Raw genomic sequence first — 22332 nt, 5'->3', positions numbered from 1 at the left:
AGAAGAATCATCCAATGCCTGTGAACGGGGATACTACAATTTCGGCATTGACTTTCGGCACGCTGTTGAGTTCTCAAGAATCGGACGCACACCGCGCTTCAGACTTTCGTTTGAAGCTCCGGGGCAACTCGCCCAACTTTACTGTTTCGCTTCCAGCCGGTCAAATCGGCCTTTTTCGATCCAGTCTCCCTGCGCGACTCAGTGTCCGAAACCCGCCGAGGCGTGTTTCGGCTTCCGAGACCTTCAGGGAGTTTGTTGAAGGGCCGGCCGCTTTCGCGTCCTGCGCCTCGCTCCAACAAGAAGAACATTACTGACATTCGCGGTGCAGATGCAAATCGGGGTCCCGGACCCTCGTCCGAGCCTCCCGGCACCTGCCCTCGGCGCCGTCGTCCGGCGTCGAGGGAAGCAGTGCTGGTCCCTCTGGTCACTCCACTCGCACGCGTCTCCGCGAGCGACACTTCCATCATGCCGCACCCACACAAGTCGTTTTCGGCCGGAGCCCCACGCACCACGTGAGACGCCCGAGGGACGACGTACGAGACGGCCAGGAAGACGACGAGGTGGGAGCCGGTCGGCTCCCACCTGTCACGTACCGCACCGCCCAGCAGACGCCTCTCGGCGAGTGGCCGCTCGTAGCGGCTTAGGTTGAGGCCCGGGGTCATGTTCCGGACGGCATGATGTGTAACCCCACTCCCCCGAGACCTATTCCCGCACAGCTGACGGTACGAACCGCGCCCCGAGCCGTCGATACTGTCGCTCTATGTCTCGTGCTTTTCAGAGAGCGCTGGCCGCCCTGGCTCGCTTCAACGAAGCGCACCCTTGGTCCCACAACGACGTCTACGCGGCGCTCGTACTCCACCATGCACGTCGCGTCCGCGCAGCCGGCGGCACAGAGGCCCTGGACGTCGGATGCGGGACAGGAAACCTCGTTCGCCGGCTCGCCGGTGTCTTTCCCGCGGTCACCGGCGTCGAGCGCGATGTCCCGACCGCGGAACAGGCTCGGCGCACGACAGCAGATCTCGCCAACGTCCGCATCTTGACGCAGCCGTTCGACGAGTTCCACGCGAGCAGCTACGACCTGATCACCTTCGTGGCGGTGCTGCACCATCTGCCGTTGGTCGCCACGCTCGAGAAGGCGCGCGAGTTGCTGCGCCCGGGCGGCCGGCTCGTCGTGGTCGGCGTCAGCCGCGAGGCGCCGGCAGATCTTCCGTGGTCGATCGCCTCGATGATCCTGAACCCGATCGTTGGCATCGCCAAGCACCCGCGACGATCACACACGATCCCCACGCACATGACCGCACCGACCGCTATGGCCGCGGAATCGTTCGAGGAGATCGCCGTCGCGGCCAAGCGCATCCTCCCGGGGACACGGGTCAGCCGCAGCCTGTTCTGGCGCTACACGTTGTCCTGGAGAGCCCCGGCCTCGCCGTAGCCGTTATCGCGACGGCTGAGGTGCCGAACAGTCGATCTTCGGGTTGGCGCCGATGTAGTTCAGCGGACCGGCGACGACCGTCACCAAAATCGTACCGACTCGTGCGCAGGTCGCATCGGAGCCTGAGAAGTAGTTCCGTTGCGCGGCAGCTGCCAGTCCAATGAACAACCAGACCACCAGAACGATCGCAACGACGCGGGACCCATTGGTCGACGCTCTACGAGTGCGCATTTCCACCTCCCGGATTGTGCGCACCCCCGTGTGGACGCCTACAGGTGCCCGGTGTGTGACGTGCGGAAACTCAGAGTTCGCGAACGTCGTAGTACGGCTTGATGTGTTTGTTGACGTACGCGCCGATGCTCGGTGCGGCCAGGAGCGCCGCATAGGTCGGCTGCGGTACGTCGAAGTACTGGTAGGTGTAGCCGTTGACGTACTCGACCTCCAGCGTGCCGTCGGACCATCCGACCGATCGCACGCTCGACGAGTTCACCAGGCGTCGCCTCATCCACGGCTCCTTCCGCGCTCGCACTGCGCCGCCCAGTCTGCCTTTCCCGCGGTCAAGGCGAGGGCGATCGCTCCGGGTCCTCGGCCTGCAAGCGTGCCAGGACACGCGTCAGATCACCGAGCGCCGTGTTGAGCTGCGTCAGCACGGTCTTGTCGATCGGTCCCCGATCCTGGTCCAGGCCGAGGTTCGCCGCGAACCGGAGATGGGCTTCGGGCGGCGCCTTCTTGAGGTAGGTGTCGAGGGCCTCCTGGAGAAAGGGACTGGGCACGAGCTCGGGTCTCTCCCGCCACTTCGTGAGCGTGCGCGGCGAGATGCCGAGCTGCTCGGCGAACGCCTCGTTCGTCAGCCGCAGCGCCGTACGCAGGGCGTGCGCATGCCGGCCGGTCCATTCCTCGATGACAGTCATCCGTGCTCTCCCTTGCGTGTCAGTTACTCCCTGCAATGAGAATATTCGTTTCGGTGAACGCCGGTGGGCAGAATTTGTGCGCTGTGGATACCGGTTGAGTTCCTGGTGAGGACGCCCGGGCGCGCGTTGACTTGGGCCATGGACGAGATCAGCGGGACAACCGCGACGCTGCTGCGCACCACGCGACAGCGTCATCTGCGCATCGCGAGGAAATCCGGGCCACGCCGCTTCGAACTGGTCCGGTACCGCGACGTCTCCGGTGTCAGCGGTACGGGCGTCGTCGCGGAGGGAGTCGAGTGGAGCGACGGCACAGTCGCACTGCGCTGGGGCGGCCACTACCCGACCACGACCGTATGGCAGGACGGGATCGACGCGCTCCTGAGCATCCACGGACACAACGGCGCGACCACGATCCGCTGGCTGGACGACTAGGTCCTGTCTGGTGATCCAGCGCCGTAGCGAGGAGGTGCTCGGTGCGGTGCATCGGCGTGCGGGGGCGAGGTCTCGATGCGGAGCATCGTGGCCTTTGCACCCGTGCGGCGAGGTGCCGTGCCGAGTGCCCCGCAGTAGGCGATGGATCACCAGACAGGACCTAGCGATGCGCACTCGACTCCGGTGGGGCGGGTCCACCCTGCAGACAGCCCGCCTCACCGGCCTAGTCGGTGAAGAACTGCTCCCGGTACGTCGTACCCGGCTCGGAGCTGGAGCCGTTCAGTTCGGACTGGACGGGACCGGTCTCATGACGGCCGTCCTTGCCCGCACCGGCGTGCCTCGGCACCGGACGCTGAGCCGACTTCCCCGAGCAGTCCCGGCTCGGAGCGGCGCTGTCCTCGCCCCGAACAGTGCCGCCCCGACTCGGAACAGTGCCCTCCCGACTCGGAACAGTGCCGCCCTGACTCGGAGCAGTGCCGCCCCGGCTCGGAGCGATGCTGTCCTCGCCGGGAACAGTGCCGTCCTGGCTCGGAACAGTGCCGCCCTGACCCGGAGCACTGCTGCCCTGATCCGGAGCAGTGGGGTTCTGGCTCGGTGCAATGTCGTCCTGGTTGGCGTCGGTGAGGTTCTCGATTGCCGTGCTGAAGGCGAGTTCGGCGCGGGTCGGCCGTTGGCGTTCGATCTCCTCGGCGGTTGTCCGCCGTACCGGGAGATCGTTCGCCGCGGCCGACAGTTCAGCGAGAGTGTCGAGCAGGCCGAGCGCCGTCTCGACCTCGCCCGGGTGGTTGACCATCCACCAGACCGCTGCCGATCCAGGCGTGGCGAAGACGTCGTCCTTCAGGTACGCGCGTTTGTCCTGCTCCATCCGGCGTTCGAGCAGCGTGGTCTGCTCGCGCCGATGCAGGGCGGCGAGGTGCTGAAGATGTTTCTGATCCGCGTCCGGCAGCCGCAGTCGTACTTCGGTCGCCCAACTCCGGACCTGCCCCTTCTCGTCCAGCGCCGGCTCGCCGAGAAGCGCCGCCAAGCGGTGCTGGTTGAGGGATTCCTCGGTTACCTGCTGCCGCACGGTCAGCGCTCGCGCCCTCTCCAGCAAGGCATCGACCGCGACCGCGCCGAGGTCCGCGTGCCGCGAGCCCGACAACACCGTGGACCACTGCACGACGGCCGAGAAGCTGAACTGGAAGTCCGGCGAAGCCGATGGCAACCGCACATCGGCAACTGTCCGGGACGGCGGTCCGGAGAAGACCGGCTCGGGATCCGGGAGTACGACGGAAGGCGCCGGCGCCTGCCTCGTGACAACAGGACGGGGTTCGTCGGGCTGCTTCCACACAACGGCCAGCAACAACAACAGCACCAGGGTCAACACCACAGCCGCCCACGCCGGCAGCCCGACAATCAGCGAAACGACGTACAGAACCAGCACAATCGCGGCGGCCGTGAGGAGAGAGTCCCGGTGGAGTTTCATGGCGGCGTTCCTTCACCGGCGTCAGGCGGACGACGAGTCCAGAAAAGTCTCACACGCCTAACGCAAAGTAGCCGCCGCGCGCGTGTCGGGTCAGCCGGTGAGGGAGCGGAGGGCTTGGCGGGAGGGGGTTAGGAGGACTGGTTTGTAGGGGCAGGGTTTGTCGGTGAGGGTTTCGTAGGCTCGGATGGCTCGGTTGGCGGCGTCCCAGCCTTGTTCGGCGGGGGTGCGGCCGAGGCCTCGATTGCGGACCAGAGCGCCGTAGAAGGCGGAGCAGAAGACGGTGGCCTCGTACCAGCCGATGACGGTGCTGGTGCCGATGTAGGTGACATCGCCCTGGATGCAGTCACGGATGGCGCGTTGCCACTTGCCGATGCCGGTCTTGCAGCCGTCGGCGATGACGACGCCGCTGGCGATACCCCACTGGTGATCGAGGAACCAGTCGGCGAGGGACTTCAGCGAAACCTGGGTCTCGCCGTCGGTGGACAGGAAGGACGGCTCCTCGCTGTGATCACCGTGTGCCATCACGTGCAGAACGGTCGAGGGGGTGGTGAGGGCTGAGAACGCGGTCTCGTGGTCGCGGGTGCGGACGAAGTTCACGTCGATGAAGGGCTGGTCCCAGCCGGCGTTGATGTTGCCGGTGATCCCCTGCACGAACGACATCGACGCGTCGAACGAACTGTCCAGACCGAGATCCACGAGAGTGACCAGCCGATTCTTCATAAGCCCACCCCTCCAACGCTTTTCGTCGCCCGTCGCACCATGATGACCCACGGATCCGACAGTTCGCGTACGGATATCCCGGCGCTGAGACAGCCGGTCCCAGCCGTACGCCGTACGGCGGAATCGGGTGACCGCGGCGGCGGGTGCGGACCGTGATCGACCTATCGTGGCTGGGCGCGTACGCCGAAGGAGGAGACCGGATGAGTCAGGTTCCAATGGTCACGTTGAGTCACGGAACCGCGATGCCGCGGGTCGGGCTCGGGACATCGCCGATGAACGACGCGGATGCTGAGCGGGCGGTGAGTACGGCGCTCGAGCTCGGGTACCGACTGATCGACACCGCGGAGAACTACCGGAACGAGGTCGGCGTCGGACGGGCGCTGAAGCATGCCCCGCGCGACGAGGTGTTCGTGACGTCGAAGTTCAACAAACGCTGGCACAGCGTCGACGGCGCACGCCAGGCGTTCGAGGCGAGCGCGGAGAAGCTCGGCGTCGAGTACCTCGACCTCCTGCTCATCCATTGGCCGAATCCCGAGCAGGACCGGTACGTCGAGGCATGGCAAGGTCTCATCGCGCTCCGGGAGGCTGGCCTGGTCCGCGCGATCGGTACGTCGAACTTCAAGCCCACGCATCTCCAACGCCTGATCGACGAAACCGGCGTCGCGCCCGAGGTGAACCAGGTCCAGCTCAGCCCGGTGTGGACGAAGACATCCGAACGTGCGTTCCACCAGCGGCACGGCATCGTGACCGAGGCATGGAGCCCGCTGGGGAAAGGCACGGATCTCCTGAGCCACCCGACGGTTCAGGAGATCGCGAAGGCCCACGGCCGATCCGCGGGACAAGTTGTCTTGCGGTGGGAGACGCAGCAGGGCGTCGTACCGATTCCGAAGTCAGCCGATCGGGAGCGGCTTGCGCAGAACCTGGCGGTGTTCGACTTCGACCTCACCGACGGCGAGCTCGCGTCGCTGGCAGCCCTCGACGGCACCGGCCGGCCCGCGGCCGACTCGGACCACGCCGGCCACTAGCAAGCTCCTCAGCCCTTGCGTGCGATGTAGTACGCGTTGAACGCGTCGGCCTCGATGTGGGTCACGGCGGTGGACGCGAAGCCGGCGTCGGCCAGCATCTCGAGTGCTTTCTGCCTGCCCCAGACGGTGCCGAGGCCATCGCCGCCGAGGGAGAGCGACACCGTCATGCAGTGCATGGTCGAGATGCCGTACAGGAAGGTGGCGAACGGGTGGTCGACGTTGTCCTCGAGATTGCTCGACGCCTCGATGTCGACCATCAGGAAGACGCCGGCCGGCCGGAGTGCTGCCGCGATGCCGGCCAGGACGTCGGCGGGGCGAGCCTGATCGTGGATCGCGTCGAAGGCGGTGATCAGGTCGAATCGCTCGAACTCCCCCAGCGTCGCGGCGTCCCGGACGACGAACTCCGCGTTCGCGAGCCCCAGCGCGGACGCCTCGGCCTGCCCTGCGGCGACGGCTTCGGTGGAGAAGTCGTAGCCGACGCACCGGCTGCGCGGGTACGCCGACGCGATCAGGTTGATCGCATGGCCACTCCCGCATCCGATGTCGGCGACGTCGATGCCGGCCGCCAACCGGTCGGGCAGCCCAGGCACCAGCGGCAGGATCGAATCCAGCAACGCGGCGTCGAAGACGGCGCCGCTGTCCTCGGCCATCAATCGATGGAACTCCGTGAACTCGGCGTACGGAACCCCGCCACCGTGACGGAAGCATTCGACAAGCCGCGACTCGACCCCGGCCAGTAGAGCGATGAACTGGGTCGCGCCCGCGAGGTTGTCCGGTCCCGCCGACCGCGTCAGGAACGCGGCGTGTTCGCGCGGCAACCAGTACGTCGTCCGACCGGCGTCGTACTCGACCACTCGGGCGGCGGTCATCGCGCCCAGCCACTCACGCACGTACCGCTCGTTCAGTCCCGTCGCGCCGGCGACCTCGTGACTGGTTGCCGGGGGCAACTCCCCCAGCGCGTCGAAGAGGCCGGTCTGATGTCCGATGCTCATCAGCAGCGCGAGCATCCCGTCGTTCAGTACGTCTCCCATCCGCGCACCGAAAGTCTCGATGCGGGTGGTGTTCAGCAATGCCTCGGTCATGATGGTTACCTCCCAGAGCAGCATGTCTGCGAGGGACAGCACCTGGCATCGGTGAATTCGCCTATTCGCTGACCCGGGTGAGGTAGGCGGCGGCTTCGGTCCGGTTCCGTACGCCGAGTTTGGACAGGATGCTCGCCACGTGGTGCTCGACGGTACGTCGGCTGATGTACAGACGGGCCGCGATCTCCGGATTCGGCAGGCCTTCCGCAAGGATCTTCAGTACGTCGAGTTCGCGCTTCGTGAGCAATCCGGCACCACGAGGTCCGAGACGGGCCGCGCTCGCGCCTGCTGCTCGGAGCCAGGCGGCCGCCCCGTCGGCGTCCGCCGCGGCGCCGAGATCCTCGAACACCGCCAGTGCCATCCGCGCCTCGGCAACCGCGGGCGCCGGGTCGACGGACGACATGGCGTCGGCCAGCATCATTCGGGTCCGCGCGACCTCGAGTGGCATCTCCAGCAGGCCGAACCAGGTCTGCGCCGCGGAAAGCCGCAGCACCGCTTCACGCGACCTGCCTTCGGCCGCAAGGGTCTGTCCGCACAGCCGTGCACCGCGCGCCGCGATCAGCCCGCTGTCTGTCGCCGAACCGAGCGCGGTCAGGCGCGTAGCTTCCGCAGCAGCACCGGTGGTGTCGCCGGTGCTCAGGAACGCCTGCCCGAGCACCTCGCGGAACCGAGCCTCCTCCAGCGGTGTGGTCTGGCCGAGTTGGCGCTGGATCAGCGAGGTCGCCAATGCCACCTCTCCACCGGCCAAGTAGACGGCCGCCAAGACCGGCTGCACGATAGTGCGGTCTTCGAACCCGGTGAGGAGTCGACGGGCCTCAGCCAACCGCCCTTGTGCCAGCCGAAGGTCGGCGAGGAACGCGGCCGCCTCCGCTTGGACGGCGGGCAGCGCGTGCTGCGCCAGTTCCGCAGCCGCGGTCAGTTCGATCTCGGCCCGTGGCCAATCGCCGGTGCAGGCGAGAACAGCGCCGTACGACGCCCTGCACGTCGCGTGCAGGTACGGGCAGCCGTAGCGGGCGATGAAGCCGTCGAGCGACCGGGTCCATTGCACGACGCGCGAGAAGTCGGCACCGCGTACGCAGGACCTCATCAGCAAGCAACTCGTGAAAACTACCGTGTCTGGCCGGGTGCCCTCGCCGCCCAGCGCGCCCGCGAGCGCCTCGTCGAGCAGCGCCGTACCCTCGAGCACCTGTCCTTGGTTGATCAGGGCCGCTCCCCACAGGCTCAACGCGCACAACTCCAGGTCGCGATCGCCGACCTCGGCTGCGATCTCGTACGCCGCCTCGGACCAGGTAGCGACCTGTGGCGGGTCGTCCGTACAACCTGCCCTGGCGAGCGACGCCCAGGCACTCACGACGGGATCGCCGAGTTGCGACGCGATCCGGACGGCCCGCGCGGCCCAGCCTCGCGCCGCGGCGCGGTCGCCGAAGTTGGCGTCGTAGAGAAGGCTCAGGCCCAACGCAGTGAACACAGCCTGACCGGGGTCGGTACGCCGGAACTCGGCGTAGGCCCGCTCCCAGCAAGAGAACGCCGTACGAACGTCGCCGAGCCACCACTGGGCGTCCCCCAGCCCGGCCAGGCCCCGTGCCGTTGCCGAGATCCCGACCGAATCACCGAACGCGGCCCGAGCCGCAACCCAGTCCCCGGCGCCGAGCGCCTTCTCCCCGGCTGCGAGGAGACCGTCGATCCCCTCCACGACTCGACGGTAGACGCGCTGCGGCCCCCGGGGGAAGTGGGAAGTTCCCGGGGGCCGTGGCGCTATCAGCTGATGATCAGCGGCAAGTCAGCGGCAGGTCAGCTGCAGCCGGAGGTGCTGCCGCAGCCTTCGCAGACGTAGCAGGAACCGCTGGGGCGCATCTTCGTGCCACAGGTGAAGCAGAGCGGGGCATCCACCGAGGTGCCGGTGATGAGCTCCAGCATCTCGGCCGTGGTGTGGGCCTCGCCCTTGAGCGGCTTGGCTGCTGCCGCGTCGGCCGGCTTCACCGGAGCATCCGCGATCTCGGCGACCGGCTCGACCGTCTTCAGGGACTCGGCCTCGGACACCTCGACCGGGGCCGGCTCGTAGGAACCGGTGTCGAGCTGCCGGGACCGCTCGTCCGCCGAGTAGATACCGAGCGCGGCCCGCTCGTCGAACGGCAGGTAGTCCAGCGCCAGGCGGCGGAAGATGTAGTCCATGATCGACTGCGCCATCCGGACGTCCGGGTCGTCGGTCAGACCGGCCGGCTCGAACTTCAGGTTGGTGAACTTCTGGACGTAGGTCTCCAGCGGTACGCCGTGCTGCAGCGCGATCGAGATCGCGATCGAGAAGGCGTCCATCACCCCGGCGAGCGTCGAACCCTGCTTGCCCATCTTCAGGAAGACCTCGCCCAGACCGTCGTCCGGGTAGGAGCCGGCGGTCATGTACCCCTCGGCGCCACCGACCGTGAAGGACGTGGTCCGCGACGGCCGCGACTTCGGCAGGCGCTTCCGGGTCGGCCGGTACTCGATGACCTTCTCGATGATCTTCTCGGCGACAGCGGGCTCGACCGAATCCGCGGCAGCCTTCTTCGCAGACTTCCCGTCCGCCAGCGGCTGACCGACCTTGCAGTTGTCGCGGTAGACCGCGAGCGCCTTCAGGCCGAGCTTCCAGCCCTGGAAGTAGACGTCGGCGATCTCCTCGACCGTCGCGGTCTCCGGCAGGTTCACCGTCTTCGAGATCGCGCCGGACAGGAACGGCTGCGCCGCCGCCATCATCCGGACGTGGCCCATCGGCTTGATGGCCCGCTCACCCATCGCGGTGTCGAAGATCTCGTAGTGCTCCGGCTTCAGGCCCGGGGCGTCGACGACGTGACCGTTCTCGGCGATGTACTCGATGATCGCCTCGATGGTCTCTTCGGTGTAGTTGTACTGGCGCAGCGCCCGCGGGACGGTCTGGTTGACGATCTGCATCGAGCCGCCGCCGACCAGCTTCTTGAACTTGACCAGCGAGAAGTCCGGCTCGATACCGGTGGTGTCGCAGTCCATCATGAAGCCGATGGTGCCGGTCGGCGCGAGCACCGAGGCCTGCGCGTTCCGCCAGCCGTTCTTGGCGCCGATCTTCAGCACGCCCTCCCACGCCGCGGTGGCGTGCTTCTGGACGTCCTTGTCGATCTCGTGCAGGGTCCGGATCGCGTCGTTGGCCGCGGCGTGCTTGCGCATCACCCGGGTGTGCGCGTCCTTGTTCCGTTCGAAGCCGTCGTACGCGCCGACGATGCCGGCCAGCTCGGCGGAGCGCTTGTACGACGTACCGGTCATCAGCGACGTGATAGCGCCCGCCAGCGCGCGACCACCGTCGGAGTCGTACGCGTGACCCGTTGCCATCAGCAACGCACCGAGGTTCGCGTAGCCGATGCCGAGCTGCCGGTACGCGCGGGTCGTCTCGCCGATCGCCTCGGTCGGGAAGTCCGCGAAGCAGATCGAGATGTCCATCGCGGTGATGATCAGCTCGACGGCCTTGACGAACTTCTCCGAGTCGAACAGGTCGTCGTCGCGGAGGAACTTCATCAGGTTCAGCGACGCGAGGTTGCAGGACGAGTTGTCCAGGTGCATGTACTCCGAGCACGGGTTGGACGCGGTGATCCGGCCCGTCTCCGGCGTCGTGTGCCAGTCGTTGATGGTGTCGTCGTACTGCAGGCCCGGGTCGGCGCACGCCCACGCGGCCTGCGCGATCTTGTCGAACAGCGTCCGCGCGTCGACGGTCTCGATCACCGAGTTGTCCAGCCGCGCGCGGAGCCCGAACTCGCCCTTCGCCTCGACCGCCCGCATGAATTCGTCCGAGACCCGGACCGAGTTGTTCGCGTTCTGGTACTGCACGGAGGTGATGTCGCGACCGCCGAGGTCCATGTCGAAGCCCGCGTCCCGCAGGACCCGGATCTTCTCCTCCTCGCGCATCTTGGTGTCGACGAACTCCTCGATGTCGGGGTGGTCGACGTCCAGCACGACCATCTTCGCCGCGCGCCGGGTGGCGCCTCCGGACTTGATGGTGCCGGCCGACGCGTCCGCGCCGCGCATGAAGCTCACCGGGCCGGACGCCGTACCGCCGGAGGACTGGAGCAGTTCCTTCGAGGAGCGGATCCGGGACAGGTTCAGGCCGGCGCCGGAGCCGCCCTTGAAGATCAGGCCCTCTTCCTTGTACCAGTTCAGGATCGAGTCCATCGAGTCGTCCACGGCAAGGATGAAGCAGGCCGACACCTGCTGCGGCGAGGACGTGCCGACGTTGAACCAGACGGGCGAGTTGAAGCTGAAGTACTGGTGCAGGAGCATCCAGGTGAGCTCGTGCTCGAACACCTCCGCGTCCTTCGGCGAGGTGAAGTAGCCGTGCTCCTCGCCGGCCTTGCGGTAGGTCTTCACGACCCGGTCGAGCAGCTGCTTGAGGCTCCACTCGCGGTTGTCGTGGCCGATGGCGCCCCGGAAGTACTTCGTGGTGACGATGGTGGACGCGTTCACGCTCCAGAAGTCGGGGAACTCGACTCCGCGCTGCTCGAAGACCGTCTCACCCGTCTTCCAGTTCTGCTGTACGACGTCGCGACGCTCCCACGTCACCTCGTCGTACGGGTGGACGCCTTCGGTGCTGAAGACGCGCTCGATGGTGAGTCCCGTGGGCGCGTTCTTGCGCCCTCGGAACCCGGCCGCCGACCTCTTGGTCGACCCCGAGTGGCCGGTCACCGTCTCTGTCATGGTTGCTCCTCGCCCTGTGTCTACTGCCGCGGTCTGTCGGGACCGCCCCGTTGGAGTACTGCGTAACGCCACTACTGCGACTACCTGGAACTACCTGGAACTGCCGTTCCCCCGGTTTATGTCTGCTGGGTCGGCTTCAGCGGGTCCGGCTCGGTGCCCTGCGGCTCCTTCTCGGCCCGCAGCAGCGCGATCTCCGTCTCGAAGTCGTCGGCGGACTCGAACTGCCGGTACACGCTCGCGAAGCGCAGGTACGCGACCTCGTCGAGCTCCCGCAGCGGCCCGAGGATCGCCAGTCCGACCTCGTGCGCGGGCACCTCCGGCGAGCCGCTGCCCTTCAGCGCGTCCTCGACCTTCTGACCCAGGCGCGCGAGCTGGTCGGCGTTCACCGGCCGGCCCTTGCACGCCTTTCCGACCCCGTTGATGACCTTCTCCCGGCTGAACGGCTCGGTCGCGCCGGAGCGCTTCACGACCGTGAGCTGCATCTGCTCGACGGTGGTGAACCGCTTCTCGCAGACCGGGCACTGCCGGCGGCGGCGGATCGCTCCGCCGTCCTCGGCCACCCGGCTGTCGACGACCCGGGAGTCGGCGTGTCGGCAATACGGACAGTGCACGACGAATCACTCCTCCCGTACCCACCCCGAGGGGGTGCGTTGTGGATCAGCCTGGGGACAACTTGTGTAGAACCTGTGTGCAACCAACCACTACCTGTGGAAAATTACACCCGTGTAACCACTACATCTAGGGATCCTAGATCGCTGCTCCGACAGTTTGCAAGCACGCCCCGATTGCCCGCGCGTGTCACAGGTTCCAACACTCACGCGGCCCCGTGTACTCCCGCGTGGCGCCACCGCGACGACCCTTTCGAGGCGCAAACTACGGCCCGCACAGACCACTCCCCAGGACCGGCCGAAGCCGCCCTGGGGAGCTTGTCCACAGATCACCGGGTGGTCGAAACGGACTGCCGTTCGGGTTCGGCAGGGGCACGCGGAGTCCGCAGCGACACGGCCGCCAGTACGGCGCCGACCGCCGCGATCACCGCCGCGCCGACGACGGCCGCCGAGTACCCCTCGGTCAACGCCACGACGTCGTCCAGCAGGTCGGCCCCGTTCGCAGCAGCCACCGCGGTCATCGCCGCCAGCCCGAGGGCTGACCCGATCTGGTAGCTGGTGTTCACGATGCCGGACGCCAGACCGCCCTCCTCAGGACGCGCGGACGACAGAGCGATACCGAGACTGGGAATGAACGCCAGCGACATCCCGGCAGCCGCGACCAGCGAGCCCGGCAGTACGTCGACCCAGAACGAGCCGGTGGGGCGGATCAGGGACAGTCCGACCAGGCCTGCGGCGAGGACCGCCATACCGCCCCCCAAGGTCCTCTTCGGACCGACCTTGGCGATCACGCGCGGCGCGACGACGATCATCCCGACCATGGTCAGCGTGGTCATCGGCAACAGCGCCGAGCCGCTCGGGAACGCGCTCAGCCCGAGGACCTGCTGCAGGTACAGGTTCAGGAAGAACCACATCGGCACCCAGGCCGCGCCGAGCAGGAACTGCGCGATGTTGGCGGCGGCCAGGTTCGGCGTCGCGAGGATCCCGAGCCGCATCAACGGCTCCCGCCGCTTCGCCTGCACTGCGACGAACACTCCGAGCAGTACGACGGCCAGCGCACCGACGAGCACCGTCGAAGCCGATGCCCAGCCGACCTCCGGCGCGCGGACGATGGCGTAGACGCCCGCGGCGAGTCCACCCGTCACGGTCAGCGCGCCGAAAACGTCGACCGATCCGGTACGGGTCGCGGCCCGCGGCATCAGGGCAGGCGTGGCAAGCAGGGCAGCCAGCGCGATCGGGACGTTCAGGTAGAACACCCACGGCCACGACAGGTACTCGGTGATCACGCCGCCGAGGAACACACCCGCCGTACCGCCCGCGGGCGCCGCCGCGCCGTACAAAGCGATCGCCTTGTTCAACTCACGCGGGTTCGCGCCGAACAACATCATCAGCAGGGTCAGGGCGGACGGTGCGATCAGCGCGGCCCCGATGCCTTGGACGGCCCGGCCGGCGAGCTCCGAACCGACGCCGGTCGCCAGGCCCGCCACCAGCGATCCGACCAGCAGGAGGCCCCAGCCGGCCGCGAAGACGCGACGGGCACCGAGCAGGTCCGACAACCGGCCGCCGAGCAGCAACAGCCCGCCGAACGCCACGACGTACGCGTTGAACACCCAGGACAGGTTGCCCGGGCCGAACCCGAGCTCGGCCTGAATCTTCGGCAGCGCGACGCCGACGATCGAGGTGTCCATGATCACCATGAACTGCGCCGCGGCGATGACGGCGAGCGCCCACCACCGTCGCGACGACTTCGTCTCACTCATATATAACTCCTTACCGGTATGGGGTATAGCCCCAGACGCAGTGGGTTCAGTCGAGAACTGAAGGATGATCGATACCCTAGGGGGGTATCATCGGAAACACAAGGGCGACCCGGCGGGCGATAGGGTTCGGCGGGACCCAGGGAGGATGTGGTGAGCGTGACCGAACCGGTCGACGAGCATGCGCAGCACGGTTACATCGGCGACAAGAAGGCGTACCTGGCGCGGCTGAAGCGGATCGAGGGCCAGGCCCGCGGATTGCAGCGCATGGTCGAGGACGAGAAGTACTGCATCGACATCCTCACCCAGATCTCGGCGATGACGAAGGCCCTCGAATCCGTCGCGCTCGGTCTGCTCGACGACCACCTCACGCATTGCGTGGTCGACGCCGCCGCGGCGGGCGGGCCGGAGGCCGACGCGAAGATCAAGGAAGCGTCCGCCGCGATCGCACGGCTGGTGCGCTCCTGACCGGCGTGCCTGAGGATGTGCGCATGAAGCCGGTGATTCTCGACGTCGACACAGGCCTGGACGATGCGTGCGCGCTACTGCTGGCGGCACGGCACCCCGAGCTCGATCTGAAGGCAGTGACCTGCGTCGGCGGCAACGTCGGCATCGACGACGTCGTACGCAACACGCTCACGGTCCTCGACGCGGCGGGCCGGCCCGACGTCCCGGTTGCCCGCGGGGCTGCCGTACCTCTGATCCAGCCGGTGCGGTCAGCGCGGCATGTCCACGGTGAAGACGGGCTCGGGGATCTGGACTGGCCGCGGTCGACGCGGTCGACGGACCCGCGGCATGCCGTAGAACTCCTCCGCGACGTACTGCTGGACGCGGCGGCGACCGGTGAGCTCATCACGTTGATCCCGTTGGCGCCGTTGACGAACATCGCGCTGTTGCTGCGAACCTATCCGGAGGCGGCGCGCGGTCTGCGCGAGATCGTGTTCATGGGTGGTGCGGCCGGGATCGGGAACGCGACAGCCGCGGCGGAGTTCAACATCTGGACCGATCCGGAGGCGGCCGCGATCGTCTTGGCCGCCGCGAGGGACCTCGGCATCGCGGTGACCATGTACGGGCTGGATGTTTTCTACGACGTCGTGGTCACGCTCGAGCAGGCGCGCGCCTTGAGCGGGTCGCCCTCGGCGGAGCTCGCGTGCAAGCTGATCGAGAAGCGCAGCGAGCGGTACCAGTCGGACGGCGGCAGCATCGGCGACGGCGGCGCGGTGTGCGCGGTGATCGATCCGTCGGGCCTGACGACGCAGGAGTACCCGGTGCGCATCGAGCTGTCCGGGAGTTGGTCGCGCGGGCGGACCATCGTCGACACGCGGGGCGCGTCGGACGTCGCGAACGATCCCCACGGACCGGCGGCGACGATCCGGGTCGCGACGGCAGTGGACGGCAAACGGTACGCCGAGCTGTGGCTGGCGACCGTCAGCTGATCAGACACCCCCTACCTCGAGAAGGCGGGCGCGTACGCCGTACAGGAACAGGTCGAGGCCGTCGGCGAACAGGTCCGTGTCGTCGGCGTGATCCGCGACGACCGCGGCCAGGCTCCATCGGGCGGTGACCTCGAAGAGGTGACGCGCCTCGGGCTCCGGTACGCCGATGCGCACGAGGGCGTCGATCTGGGCGCGGATGAGTTCGGCTCGCGAGCCCGCACCCTGGTCGCGGTCCGGCGTCGCCTTCGACTGCATCAGCCCGGCCAGGCCTGGATGGTCCGCGTAGAAGGCGCGAAGCTCTAGCGAGCCGGACCGGGTGAGCTCGATCCACTCGTCGACAGTCGTGAGTTCCTCGTAGGCCGTCTTGTCAGCCGTGAACTGGTCGAACGCGTTCCGGGCGACCAGGTCGAGGAGCTCGGACTTGTTGTGGACGTGGTGGTAGAGCGACGGGGCGCGGACGTTCAGGCGCCCCGCGACGGCGCGCATGGTGAGGCCGTCCACACCGTTGGCGTGGATGATCGCCAGGGCGGCGTCGGCGATCGCGGCGACGGTGATGCCGGCCGCCGCATGCGACGAAGGATCGCGTCTGGTCACGAAATCTGTTGTCCGCTGTCGTGGATGGTGGGTACTGTCTAACGTCATTAGACAGCTTAGCCGAGGATGGTGCCGTGACTGGATTCCGACCCGCGTACCCGCTGCTGACCGAGCGGCTGGAGCTGCGGCCGCATCGGATGGACGACCTGGACGACCTGTTCGCGTTCCACTCACGGCCGGAGGTCGTGCGGTACACGCCGTGGCCGGTGCGGAACCGGAAGGAGACGCGGGCCGCGCTGGAGCGGAAGCTGCCGCAGGGTGAGTTGACCGCGGACGGTCAGTGGCTGGTGCTGGCGATCGAACTACGCGAGACCGGGACCGTCATCGGTGAGGTGCTGTTGAAGTGGGCGAGCGAGGCCGATCGCCAGGGCGAGATCGGGTTCGCGCTGCACACCGACTACCAGGGCAAGGGGCTCGCCGCGGAGGCTGCGCGGGAGATGCTGCGGGTCGGATTCGAGGAGCTCGGGCTGCATCGGATCGTGGCGATTCTCGACGACCGGAACACTGCCTCGGCGCGGCTGCTCGAGCGATTGGGGATGCGGCGCGAGGCGCATCACCTGCACGCCTTGCAGTTCAAGGGCGAGTGGGGCAACGAGTACGTGTACGCGTTGCTCGAGGACGAATGGCGCGCCGGGCGAGGTTGATCAGCCGGCGACGGGGATCTGCAGGGTCTGGCCGGGGATGATGTCCGCGGGCGTGGCGAGGTTGTTGACGTCGGCGATCTTCTCCACGACCGCGGCGGGGTCCTGGCCGGGGTTGGTGTCCTGGGCGATGGACCACAAGGTCTGCCCCGGGGCGACCTGCACCGGAACGGTGTGGGTGAAGTGCGGGCCGGGCTCGAGGACGCCGGCGACCCGGAGGCCGAGGACGAGGATCGCGGCGCCGAAGACGAGGACGGACACGGCGGTCAGCAGCATCCGGCCGCGTCGGGTCAGCCGGAGAGTGGCCGGCTCGGGCTGCACAGCCGCACGGCGGCCGAGGTCGTCGCCCGAGCACCCGCGAACCGGCATCCGGTCGGTGGTAGCACCCTCGATCTGCGGACGCCGGCGCGGCGCCACCGTCGGGGCGGGACTCACCGGCGATCCGGCACGTGTGGCCGGGGTGATCGGCGCCTCGGCGCGGGCGGCCGGGGTGGTCGGTGCCTCGGTGTGGGCGGCCGGGACGGGCTTCAGGTGAGCGGGTGCTGGCCGCCGGCGTGGCGGGGTGGCCTCCGGCGAGCGGTGTCGGCCCAGTGCGTCGGCCGCTACGGCTGCTGTGCTCATCGGGTCCTCCAGACCTCTGTTCGGTGCGCGTCCTGCGGTGTCGAGTCCTGTCTACCGGCCGCCTCCGACAGTTTCCGGAGGACCAACCCCGTCCGACGGCCCGAACACCTGTTCGATCGAACGTCTGTACGAATGATTAACCGACAGCCGCCCCTCACGCAACCACTTCCAACCAGGACACGCCCAGGAAATTCCCTGCCGCGGCAGCACCCCGCGTGCGCCTTATAACCTGACACCCGAACAAACATGCGAACCGACACGCCTTCGAACAGATGTTTGAAGAATCTCAGGATTCGGTCTACGGTCATCTCAGTCGAGCAAGTTTCGGCCGGTGGGACGATCGCCGGCCCGACCCGAGGAGCTACCACCGATGGCCAGGACGCCGAGCGGTTCCAGCAAAGATGACCGGGGCGGTGGGGCGGGACAGCAAGGGCCCGTGCGCACTGGCGCGGACAAGGGTGCGGGCAAGGCGGACCGGACCGTCGCGGAGCTGCCGGACGGACCGGCGGATGCCACCGGGCTGACGCCGCGCCAGCGCCGCGTGCTGGACGTGATCCGCGACTCGGTGGACAGCCGCGGCTACCCGCCGTCGATGCGCGAGATCGGTGAGCGGGTCGGCCTGACCAGCTCCTCCTCGGTGTCGCACCAGCTGCGAGTGCTCGAGCAGAAGGGCCTCCTCCGCCGCGACCCGAACCGGCCGCGGGCGATCGAGGTCCGCTACCCCGGCGAGCTGGACGCGGCGGCCCGGCGGTCGGCGGTCGGCTCGGTGCGGCAGACGACGTACGACGAGACCGGGGCCGGCGACGCGCATCCGGACGCGGTGTACGTGCCGGTGGTCGGCCAGATCGCCGCCGGTAACCCGATCCTCGCCGAGCAGGACATCGAAGAGGTCTTCCCGTTGCCCAAGGCAATGGTCGGCGAGGGCACGCTGTTCATGCTGAAGGTCAAGGGCGAGTCGATGATCGACGCGGCCATCTGCGACGGCGACTGGGTGGTCGTGCGGCAGGAGCAGACCGCGGAGAACGGCGACATCGTGGCCGCGATGATCGACGGCGAGGCCACCGTGAAGCGGTTCAAGAAGACCAAGACCGAGATCCTGCTGCTACCACACAACCCCGCTTTCGAGCCGATCGACGGCAAGGACGCGGTCATTCTCGGAAAGGTCGTAACAGTTCTGCGCCGAGTCTGACATATCGGACGGCGAGCGAAGTCGGGCGTGTCGTGTCAGCATTGAGCTATGACGACTGTCTATGACTTCAGCGCCACGCGGATCGAAGGCAATGAACAGTCTCTTGCCGATTTCCGCGACCAGGTGCTCCTGGTGGTGAACACGGCCTCGCAGTGTGCCCAGACCCCGCAGTACACGGGTCTGCAGAAGCTCTACAAGACGTACCGTCGGCAGGGCTTCTCGGTGCTCGGTTTTCCCTGCGACCAGTTCGGCCACCAGGAGCCTGGCGACGAGAACGAGATCGCGAACTTCTGCTCGACGATCTACCACGTCACGTTCCCGATGTTCGCCAAGGTCGACGTCAACGGGTCGCGGACGATCCCGTTGTACAACTGGCTGAAACGCGAGCAGGGCGGCCTGCTCGGCGGCCGGATCAAGTGGAACTTCACCAAGTTCCTGCTCGGTCGCGACGGCGGGGTGATCGCGCGCTACGCGCCGACTCACTCACCCGAGAAGCTGGTCGACAAGATCGAGGCCGCACTGGCGGTGCCGGCGCCGTCCCGGGAAACGAACGACTGAAATTCGGTCATTTTCTGCGACAGTTGAACAGAGAATGTCTCAGCGCCGCAGAACCATTCTCCGCATTTCGAACAATTCGGTCCGCGGCCGCAGGTCTCCAATACATTCAGGGGCGCTCCACGAGGACCGATTCCGGGTTGATGTCGAGGCGTAAACCGCGCCATACCGGATGCCGCAGCCGGCCGTCGCCGCCCCAGCCGGAGTAGGTGACTTCGGCGACCAGCGCCGGGTCGAGCCAGTGCGCGCGACGCCGGTCCGTCATCGGGATGCCCGACGCGTCGAACGCCGGCCGGTCGATCTCCAGACCGGTCAGCTCGGCGCTCAGCAGGTCCAGTGTCGCGAAGTCGAGTCCGGAGCCGACCTTGCCGATCAGCACCAGCTCGTCTCCGGCGTACGCGCCGCAGTAGAAGGAGCCGATCTTCCCTTCCCGGTTGCCCTCCCCCGGATGCCAGCCGCACAGCACGACGTCTCTGGTCTGCACCGGCTTGATCTTGATCCAGTCGGCGCTGCGCCGGCCCGGCAGGTACCGCGACTTGCGCCGCTTCGCAACCACGCCTTCGAGCCCTTGCGCAGCAGACTGTTCGAGGGCCTGTTCGCTGTCCAGCAGTGCCGGCGGCACCTCCCAGAACGGGTCGCCGATGTCCAGCGACTCGAGCAGCCCGCGACGATCGTCGTACGTTGCCTCTAGCAACCACTCGCCGTCGAAGCGGAGCAGGTCGAACAGCCGCACGGACACCGGCACCTGGGTGATCAGGTGCCGGAGCTGGCGAGGGTCGCGGACATGCATCCGCCGCTGCAGCAGGCCGAAGGACGGTGCCCCGTTCTCGTCCAGCGTGACGATCTCACCGTCCAGTACGGCGGGCAGCCGCAACCCCGGCGCCTCCGCCAGGCCGATCAGCTCGGGGTAACCGCCGGACACGTCGTGGCTGTTCCGCGACCACAGCCGGCAGACCCCGTCGTCGACCTCGGCGATGACGCGGATACCGTCCCACTTCATCTCGTACGACCAGCCCGCTCCGGACGGCATCTGCCCCAGCGCCGCCATCATCGGCAGCACCGGCGGACCGGTCACCGGACTCATGACTGGCTCATGTGGTCTGCAACCGCTTCAGCGCGCCGAGCACCTTCTCACGATCGGCGGTCGGCCACATCGGGGGCAAGGAGGCGCGCAGGAACGCGCCGTACCGCTGGGTGACGATGCGGGGGTCGAGAATCGCGACGACGCCGCGGTCCGAGCTGCGGCGGATCAGCCGGCCGGTGCCCTGCGCGAGCAGCAGTCCGGCGTGCGTCGCGGCCACGGACATGAACCCGTTGCCGCCCGCCTCGTCGACGGCACGCTGGCGGGCCGCCATCAGCGGCTCGTCCGGGCGCGGGAACGGGATCCGGTCGATGATCACCAGGTTGCAGGTCGACCCCGGTACGTCGATTCCCTGCCACAGCGACAGCGTGCCGAACAGTGACGTCTCGGGGTCCTCGACGAACTCACGGGCCAGCTCGCCGAGTTGCGCGTCGCCCTGGCAGAGCACCTTGAGGTCGGTGGCCTCGCGGACCGCGGCGGTCGCCGCCTCGGCGGCGCGGCGGGACGAGAACAGGCCGAGGGTCCGTCCGCCGGCCGCGGTGACCAGGTCGATGATCTCCTCGAACTGCTTCTTGCCCAGTCCGTCGCGGTGCGGCGGCGGGAGGTGCTTGGCGACGTACAGGATCGCCTGCTTCTCGTACTCGAACGGGGAGCCGACGTCGAGACCGCGCCACGGCAGTGGAGCGGTCTCGGAGGAGTCGTCCAGCTCGGGCATCTCTTCGTCGTCCGCGAGCTTGTCGGACGGCCGCAGGCCGACCTGGCGGGCGATCGCGTCGAAGTCACCGCCGAGTGTCAGCGTCGCGGAGGTGAGCACCGCCGTACGGTCGCGGAGAACCAGCTCGCGGAGCAGGCCGGCGACGGTGAGCGGGGCGATCCGGAGCTCGCGGCCGAAGCGGTCGCGGTCGATCATCCAGACCACGTCGGCGTCGCTCAGCGCGGCGACCCGCTCGGCGACGTCGAAGATCTCCTTGACCGCGCCCTTGGACTGCCGCTTGGCGCCGTCCGGGTCGTCGTCCTTGTCGTCGGACTTCTTGTTCAGGTCGGAGTACATGGCGCGGGCCGCGTCGCGGACCAGGGCGGCGGCCTCCAGGACCGGCGCGTTGGACGCCTCGATCCGGCCCTCGCGGGTGCCGTCGAGCGCGGCCCGGAGCGCGTCGGAGGCGTCGATCAGGTCGTCGGCCTTGTCGTCGTCGACGAACCGGCGGCCGCGTTTGGCGGCGCGCTCGACCATCTGCGGGGACAGCTCGTCGCCGGCCGCACCGGTGACCCGGGCGGGCAGTTCGTGCGCCTCGTCCACGATGACGACGTCGTGCTCGGGCAGGACGGTCCGGTTCTCGAAGGCGTCGATCGAGAGCAGGGCGTGGTTGGTGATGACGATATCGGCCTTGCGGGCGTGCTCCTTGGCCTTCTCGGCGAAGCACTCCTCGCCGTACGGGCACTTCTGCGCGCCGAGGCACTCGCGCGCGCTGATCGCGACCTGCTGCCAGGCCTGGTACTGGTGTGACGGGGCATGGTCCCGGTCGCCGGCCTCGCCGTCGGCGAGCTGCTGCTCGGCCCAGTCGCGGAGCTCGACGACCTGACGGCCGATCTCCCCTGACGGCGGCACGTCGACGAGCATGCCGTCGTCGTCCGGCGCGCCCTCGCGGATCCGGTGCAGGCAGGCGTAGTTGTTCCGCCCCTTCTGGATCGCGTACGCCGGTCTGCGCGGCAGGAGCTTCTCGGTCGCGTCGAGCAACGCCGGCACGTCGCGGTCGACGAGCTGGGACTGCAGCGCCAGGGTCGCCGTCGACACGACGACGCGACGGTCCTCGATGGCGTGCAGCAGCGCGGGCACGAGGTACCCGAGGGACTTGCCAGTGCCGGTTCCTGCTTGGACGAGCAGATGCGATCCGTCGTGCATCGCGGTGTCGACGGCCTGCGCCATCTCCACCTGCCCCGGCCGTGTCTGACCGGCGATCCCGGCCACGGCAGCTTCCAGCAGATCCCGCACATCAACACCCACCGCCATACCCTAGCCCGCACCCCGGACAGATTCCGCTCCAACAGGCACCGCTGTGGATAACCGACCTTGCGCCTGCTGCAACCCGCCGG

At 67.9% G+C, this 22332-nt stretch carries 21 protein-coding genes; 8 read left to right on the top strand and 13 right to left on the bottom strand.

Annotated elements, in window-relative coordinates:
* The first annotated feature begins 760 nt into the window (after positions 1–760).
* Positions 761–1432: a class I SAM-dependent methyltransferase gene (locus tag EV647_RS37015; protein ID WP_134011431.1), complete on the top strand. Its 672-nt coding sequence runs from the start codon at positions 761–763 to the stop codon at positions 1430–1432.
* A gap of 301 nt (positions 1433–1733) precedes the next feature.
* Here the strand turns inward: EV647_RS37015 and EV647_RS37005 are convergent, their stop codons facing one another.
* Together EV647_RS37005 and EV647_RS37000 are read right to left on the bottom strand one after the other, a co-directional pair.
* Positions 1734–1937, bottom strand: coding sequence for a KTSC domain-containing protein (locus tag EV647_RS37005; RefSeq protein ID WP_134011427.1), 204 nt, complete (start codon positions 1935–1937; stop codon positions 1734–1736).
* A 52-nt stretch (positions 1938–1989) separates the two neighbouring features.
* A complete protein-coding gene (locus tag EV647_RS37000) occupies positions 1990–2343 on the bottom strand; it encodes a helix-turn-helix domain-containing protein (RefSeq protein WP_134011425.1) in 354 nt (117 codons plus the stop codon).
* Between the two features lie 138 nt (positions 2344–2481).
* Between EV647_RS37000 and EV647_RS36995 the strand changes: the two genes are divergently transcribed.
* On the top strand, positions 2482–2775 hold the full coding sequence (locus EV647_RS36995) for a hypothetical protein (RefSeq protein WP_238177582.1): 294 nt from the start codon (positions 2482–2484) through the stop codon (positions 2773–2775).
* A gap of 223 nt (positions 2776–2998) precedes the next feature.
* Here the strand turns inward: EV647_RS36995 and EV647_RS36990 are convergent, their stop codons facing one another.
* Positions 2999–4240, bottom strand: coding sequence for a hypothetical protein (locus EV647_RS36990; protein WP_134011423.1), 1242 nt, complete (start codon positions 4238–4240; stop codon positions 2999–3001).
* A 90-nt stretch (positions 4241–4330) separates the two neighbouring features.
* Positions 4331–4960, bottom strand: a complete 630-nt coding sequence (locus EV647_RS36985; protein ID WP_133791506.1) for a hypothetical protein — start codon at positions 4958–4960, stop codon at positions 4331–4333.
* Positions 4961–5160: 200 nt separating this feature from the next.
* On the opposite strand from EV647_RS36985, the gene EV647_RS36980 reads away from it, so the two are divergent.
* On the top strand, positions 5161–5985 hold the full coding sequence (locus EV647_RS36980) for an aldo/keto reductase (protein WP_134011422.1): 825 nt from the start codon (positions 5161–5163) through the stop codon (positions 5983–5985).
* A gap of 8 nt (positions 5986–5993) precedes the next feature.
* On the opposite strand, the gene EV647_RS36975 is transcribed toward EV647_RS36980, so the two are convergent.
* From EV647_RS36975 to EV647_RS36955, 5 genes are all read right to left on the bottom strand, one after another.
* Positions 5994–7067, bottom strand: a complete 1074-nt coding sequence (locus EV647_RS36975; protein ID WP_134011420.1) for a methyltransferase domain-containing protein — start codon at positions 7065–7067, stop codon at positions 5994–5996.
* A gap of 61 nt (positions 7068–7128) precedes the next feature.
* The gene (locus tag EV647_RS43255) at positions 7129–8760 is read right to left on the bottom strand and encodes a helix-turn-helix transcriptional regulator (protein ID WP_134011418.1); all 1632 of its coding nucleotides are present in this window, start codon (positions 8758–8760) and stop codon (positions 7129–7131) included.
* A 98-nt stretch (positions 8761–8858) separates the two neighbouring features.
* Positions 8859–11759 carry a vitamin B12-dependent ribonucleotide reductase gene (locus EV647_RS36965; protein ID WP_134011416.1) on the bottom strand — a complete coding sequence of 967 codons (2901 nt, stop codon included), beginning with the start codon at positions 11757–11759 and terminating at the stop codon, positions 8859–8861.
* Positions 11760–11875: 116 nt separating this feature from the next.
* Positions 11876–12370, bottom strand: a complete 495-nt coding sequence (gene nrdR, locus EV647_RS36960) for a transcriptional regulator NrdR (RefSeq protein WP_130387741.1) — start codon at positions 12368–12370, stop codon at positions 11876–11878.
* Positions 12371–12696: 326 nt separating this feature from the next.
* Positions 12697–14127, bottom strand: a complete 1431-nt coding sequence (locus EV647_RS36955; protein ID WP_134011414.1) for an MFS transporter — start codon at positions 14125–14127, stop codon at positions 12697–12699.
* A 150-nt stretch (positions 14128–14277) separates the two neighbouring features.
* Here EV647_RS36955 and EV647_RS36950 point away from each other — a divergent pair, with 150 nt between their 5' ends.
* Together EV647_RS36950 and EV647_RS36945 are read left to right on the top strand one after the other, a co-directional pair.
* Entirely contained in the window at positions 14278–14592 is a 315-nt protein-coding gene (locus EV647_RS36950) for a metal-sensitive transcriptional regulator (RefSeq protein ID WP_277875730.1), read from the top strand.
* Between the two features lie 23 nt (positions 14593–14615).
* A complete protein-coding gene (locus EV647_RS36945; RefSeq protein WP_134011412.1) occupies positions 14616–15560 on the top strand; it encodes a nucleoside hydrolase in 945 nt (314 codons plus the stop codon).
* Here EV647_RS36945 and EV647_RS36940 read toward each other — a convergent pair whose 3' ends face one another.
* On the bottom strand, positions 15561–16154 hold the full coding sequence (locus EV647_RS36940; protein WP_238177581.1) for a TetR/AcrR family transcriptional regulator: 594 nt from the start codon (positions 16152–16154) through the stop codon (positions 15561–15563).
* Positions 16155–16228: 74 nt separating this feature from the next.
* Between EV647_RS36940 and EV647_RS36935 the strand changes: the two genes are divergently transcribed.
* The gene (locus tag EV647_RS36935) at positions 16229–16798 is read left to right on the top strand and encodes a GNAT family N-acetyltransferase (protein WP_238177580.1); all 570 of its coding nucleotides are present in this window, start codon (positions 16229–16231) and stop codon (positions 16796–16798) included.
* On the opposite strand, the gene EV647_RS43250 is transcribed toward EV647_RS36935, so the two are convergent.
* Positions 16799–17416, bottom strand: a complete 618-nt coding sequence (locus tag EV647_RS43250; RefSeq protein ID WP_238177579.1) for a LysM peptidoglycan-binding domain-containing protein — start codon at positions 17414–17416, stop codon at positions 16799–16801. It abuts the gene before it with no gap.
* A 370-nt stretch (positions 17417–17786) separates the two neighbouring features.
* On the opposite strand from EV647_RS43250, the gene lexA reads away from it, so the two are divergent.
* Both lexA and EV647_RS36920 read left to right on the top strand, forming a co-directional pair.
* Complete coding sequence (gene lexA, locus EV647_RS36925; RefSeq protein ID WP_134011408.1) at positions 17787–18605, top strand: transcriptional repressor LexA; 819 nt, start codon at positions 17787–17789, stop codon at positions 18603–18605.
* Between the two features lie 48 nt (positions 18606–18653).
* The gene (locus tag EV647_RS36920; RefSeq protein WP_134011406.1) at positions 18654–19163 is read left to right on the top strand and encodes a glutathione peroxidase; all 510 of its coding nucleotides are present in this window, start codon (positions 18654–18656) and stop codon (positions 19161–19163) included.
* A gap of 106 nt (positions 19164–19269) precedes the next feature.
* Here EV647_RS36920 and ligD read toward each other — a convergent pair whose 3' ends face one another.
* Complete coding sequence (ligD, locus tag EV647_RS36915) at positions 19270–20244, bottom strand: non-homologous end-joining DNA ligase (protein WP_134011404.1); 975 nt, start codon at positions 20242–20244, stop codon at positions 19270–19272.
* A gap of 7 nt (positions 20245–20251) precedes the next feature.
* On the bottom strand, positions 20252–22249 hold the full coding sequence (locus EV647_RS36910) for an ATP-dependent DNA helicase (RefSeq protein WP_134011402.1): 1998 nt from the start codon (positions 22247–22249) through the stop codon (positions 20252–20254).
* Positions 22250–22332: the final 83 nt, after the last annotated feature.

Origin of the sequence: Kribbella sp. VKM Ac-2566 (assembly GCF_004366005.1) — a bacterium.
Lineage (GTDB): Bacteria > Actinomycetota > Actinomycetes > Propionibacteriales > Kribbellaceae > Kribbella > Kribbella pratensis.
This window is presented reverse-complemented; position numbering and strand designations above follow the sequence as displayed.

Excerpts from the sequence above, each read along its gene's own strand:
- EV647_RS37000 (WP_134011425.1), bottom strand. The coding sequence starts at position 2,343 with ATGACTGTCATCGAGGAATGGACCGGCCGGCATGCGCACGCCCTGCGT.
- EV647_RS36995 (WP_238177582.1), top strand. The coding sequence starts at position 2,482 with ATGGACGAGATCAGCGGGACAACCGCGACGCTGCTGCGCACCACGCGA.
- lexA (WP_134011408.1), top strand. The coding sequence starts at position 17,787 with ATGGCCAGGACGCCGAGCGGTTCCAGCAAAGATGACCGGGGCGGTGGG.
- EV647_RS36990 (WP_134011423.1), bottom strand. The coding sequence starts at position 4,240 with ATGAAACTCCACCGGGACTCTCTCCTCACGGCCGCCGCGATTGTGCTG.
- EV647_RS36980 (WP_134011422.1), top strand. The coding sequence starts at position 5,161 with ATGAGTCAGGTTCCAATGGTCACGTTGAGTCACGGAACCGCGATGCCG.
- EV647_RS36945 (WP_134011412.1), top strand. The coding sequence starts at position 14,616 with ATGAAGCCGGTGATTCTCGACGTCGACACAGGCCTGGACGATGCGTGC.
- EV647_RS36910 (WP_134011402.1), bottom strand. The coding sequence starts at position 22,249 with ATGGCGGTGGGTGTTGATGTGCGGGATCTGCTGGAAGCTGCCGTGGCC.
- EV647_RS36965 (WP_134011416.1), bottom strand. The coding sequence starts at position 11,759 with ATGACAGAGACGGTGACCGGCCACTCGGGGTCGACCAAGAGGTCGGCG.
- EV647_RS36955 (WP_134011414.1), bottom strand. The coding sequence starts at position 14,127 with ATGAGTGAGACGAAGTCGTCGCGACGGTGGTGGGCGCTCGCCGTCATC.
- EV647_RS36985 (WP_133791506.1), bottom strand. The coding sequence starts at position 4,960 with ATGAAGAATCGGCTGGTCACTCTCGTGGATCTCGGTCTGGACAGTTCG.
- ligD (WP_134011404.1), bottom strand. The coding sequence starts at position 20,244 with ATGAGTCCGGTGACCGGTCCGCCGGTGCTGCCGATGATGGCGGCGCTG.
- EV647_RS36975 (WP_134011420.1), bottom strand. The coding sequence starts at position 7,067 with ATGACCGAGGCATTGCTGAACACCACCCGCATCGAGACTTTCGGTGCG.
- EV647_RS37015 (WP_134011431.1), top strand. The coding sequence starts at position 761 with ATGTCTCGTGCTTTTCAGAGAGCGCTGGCCGCCCTGGCTCGCTTCAAC.
- EV647_RS36920 (WP_134011406.1), top strand. The coding sequence starts at position 18,654 with ATGACGACTGTCTATGACTTCAGCGCCACGCGGATCGAAGGCAATGAA.
- EV647_RS43250 (WP_238177579.1), bottom strand. The coding sequence starts at position 17,416 with ATGAGCACAGCAGCCGTAGCGGCCGACGCACTGGGCCGACACCGCTCG.
- EV647_RS37005 (WP_134011427.1), bottom strand. The coding sequence starts at position 1,937 with ATGAGGCGACGCCTGGTGAACTCGTCGAGCGTGCGATCGGTCGGATGG.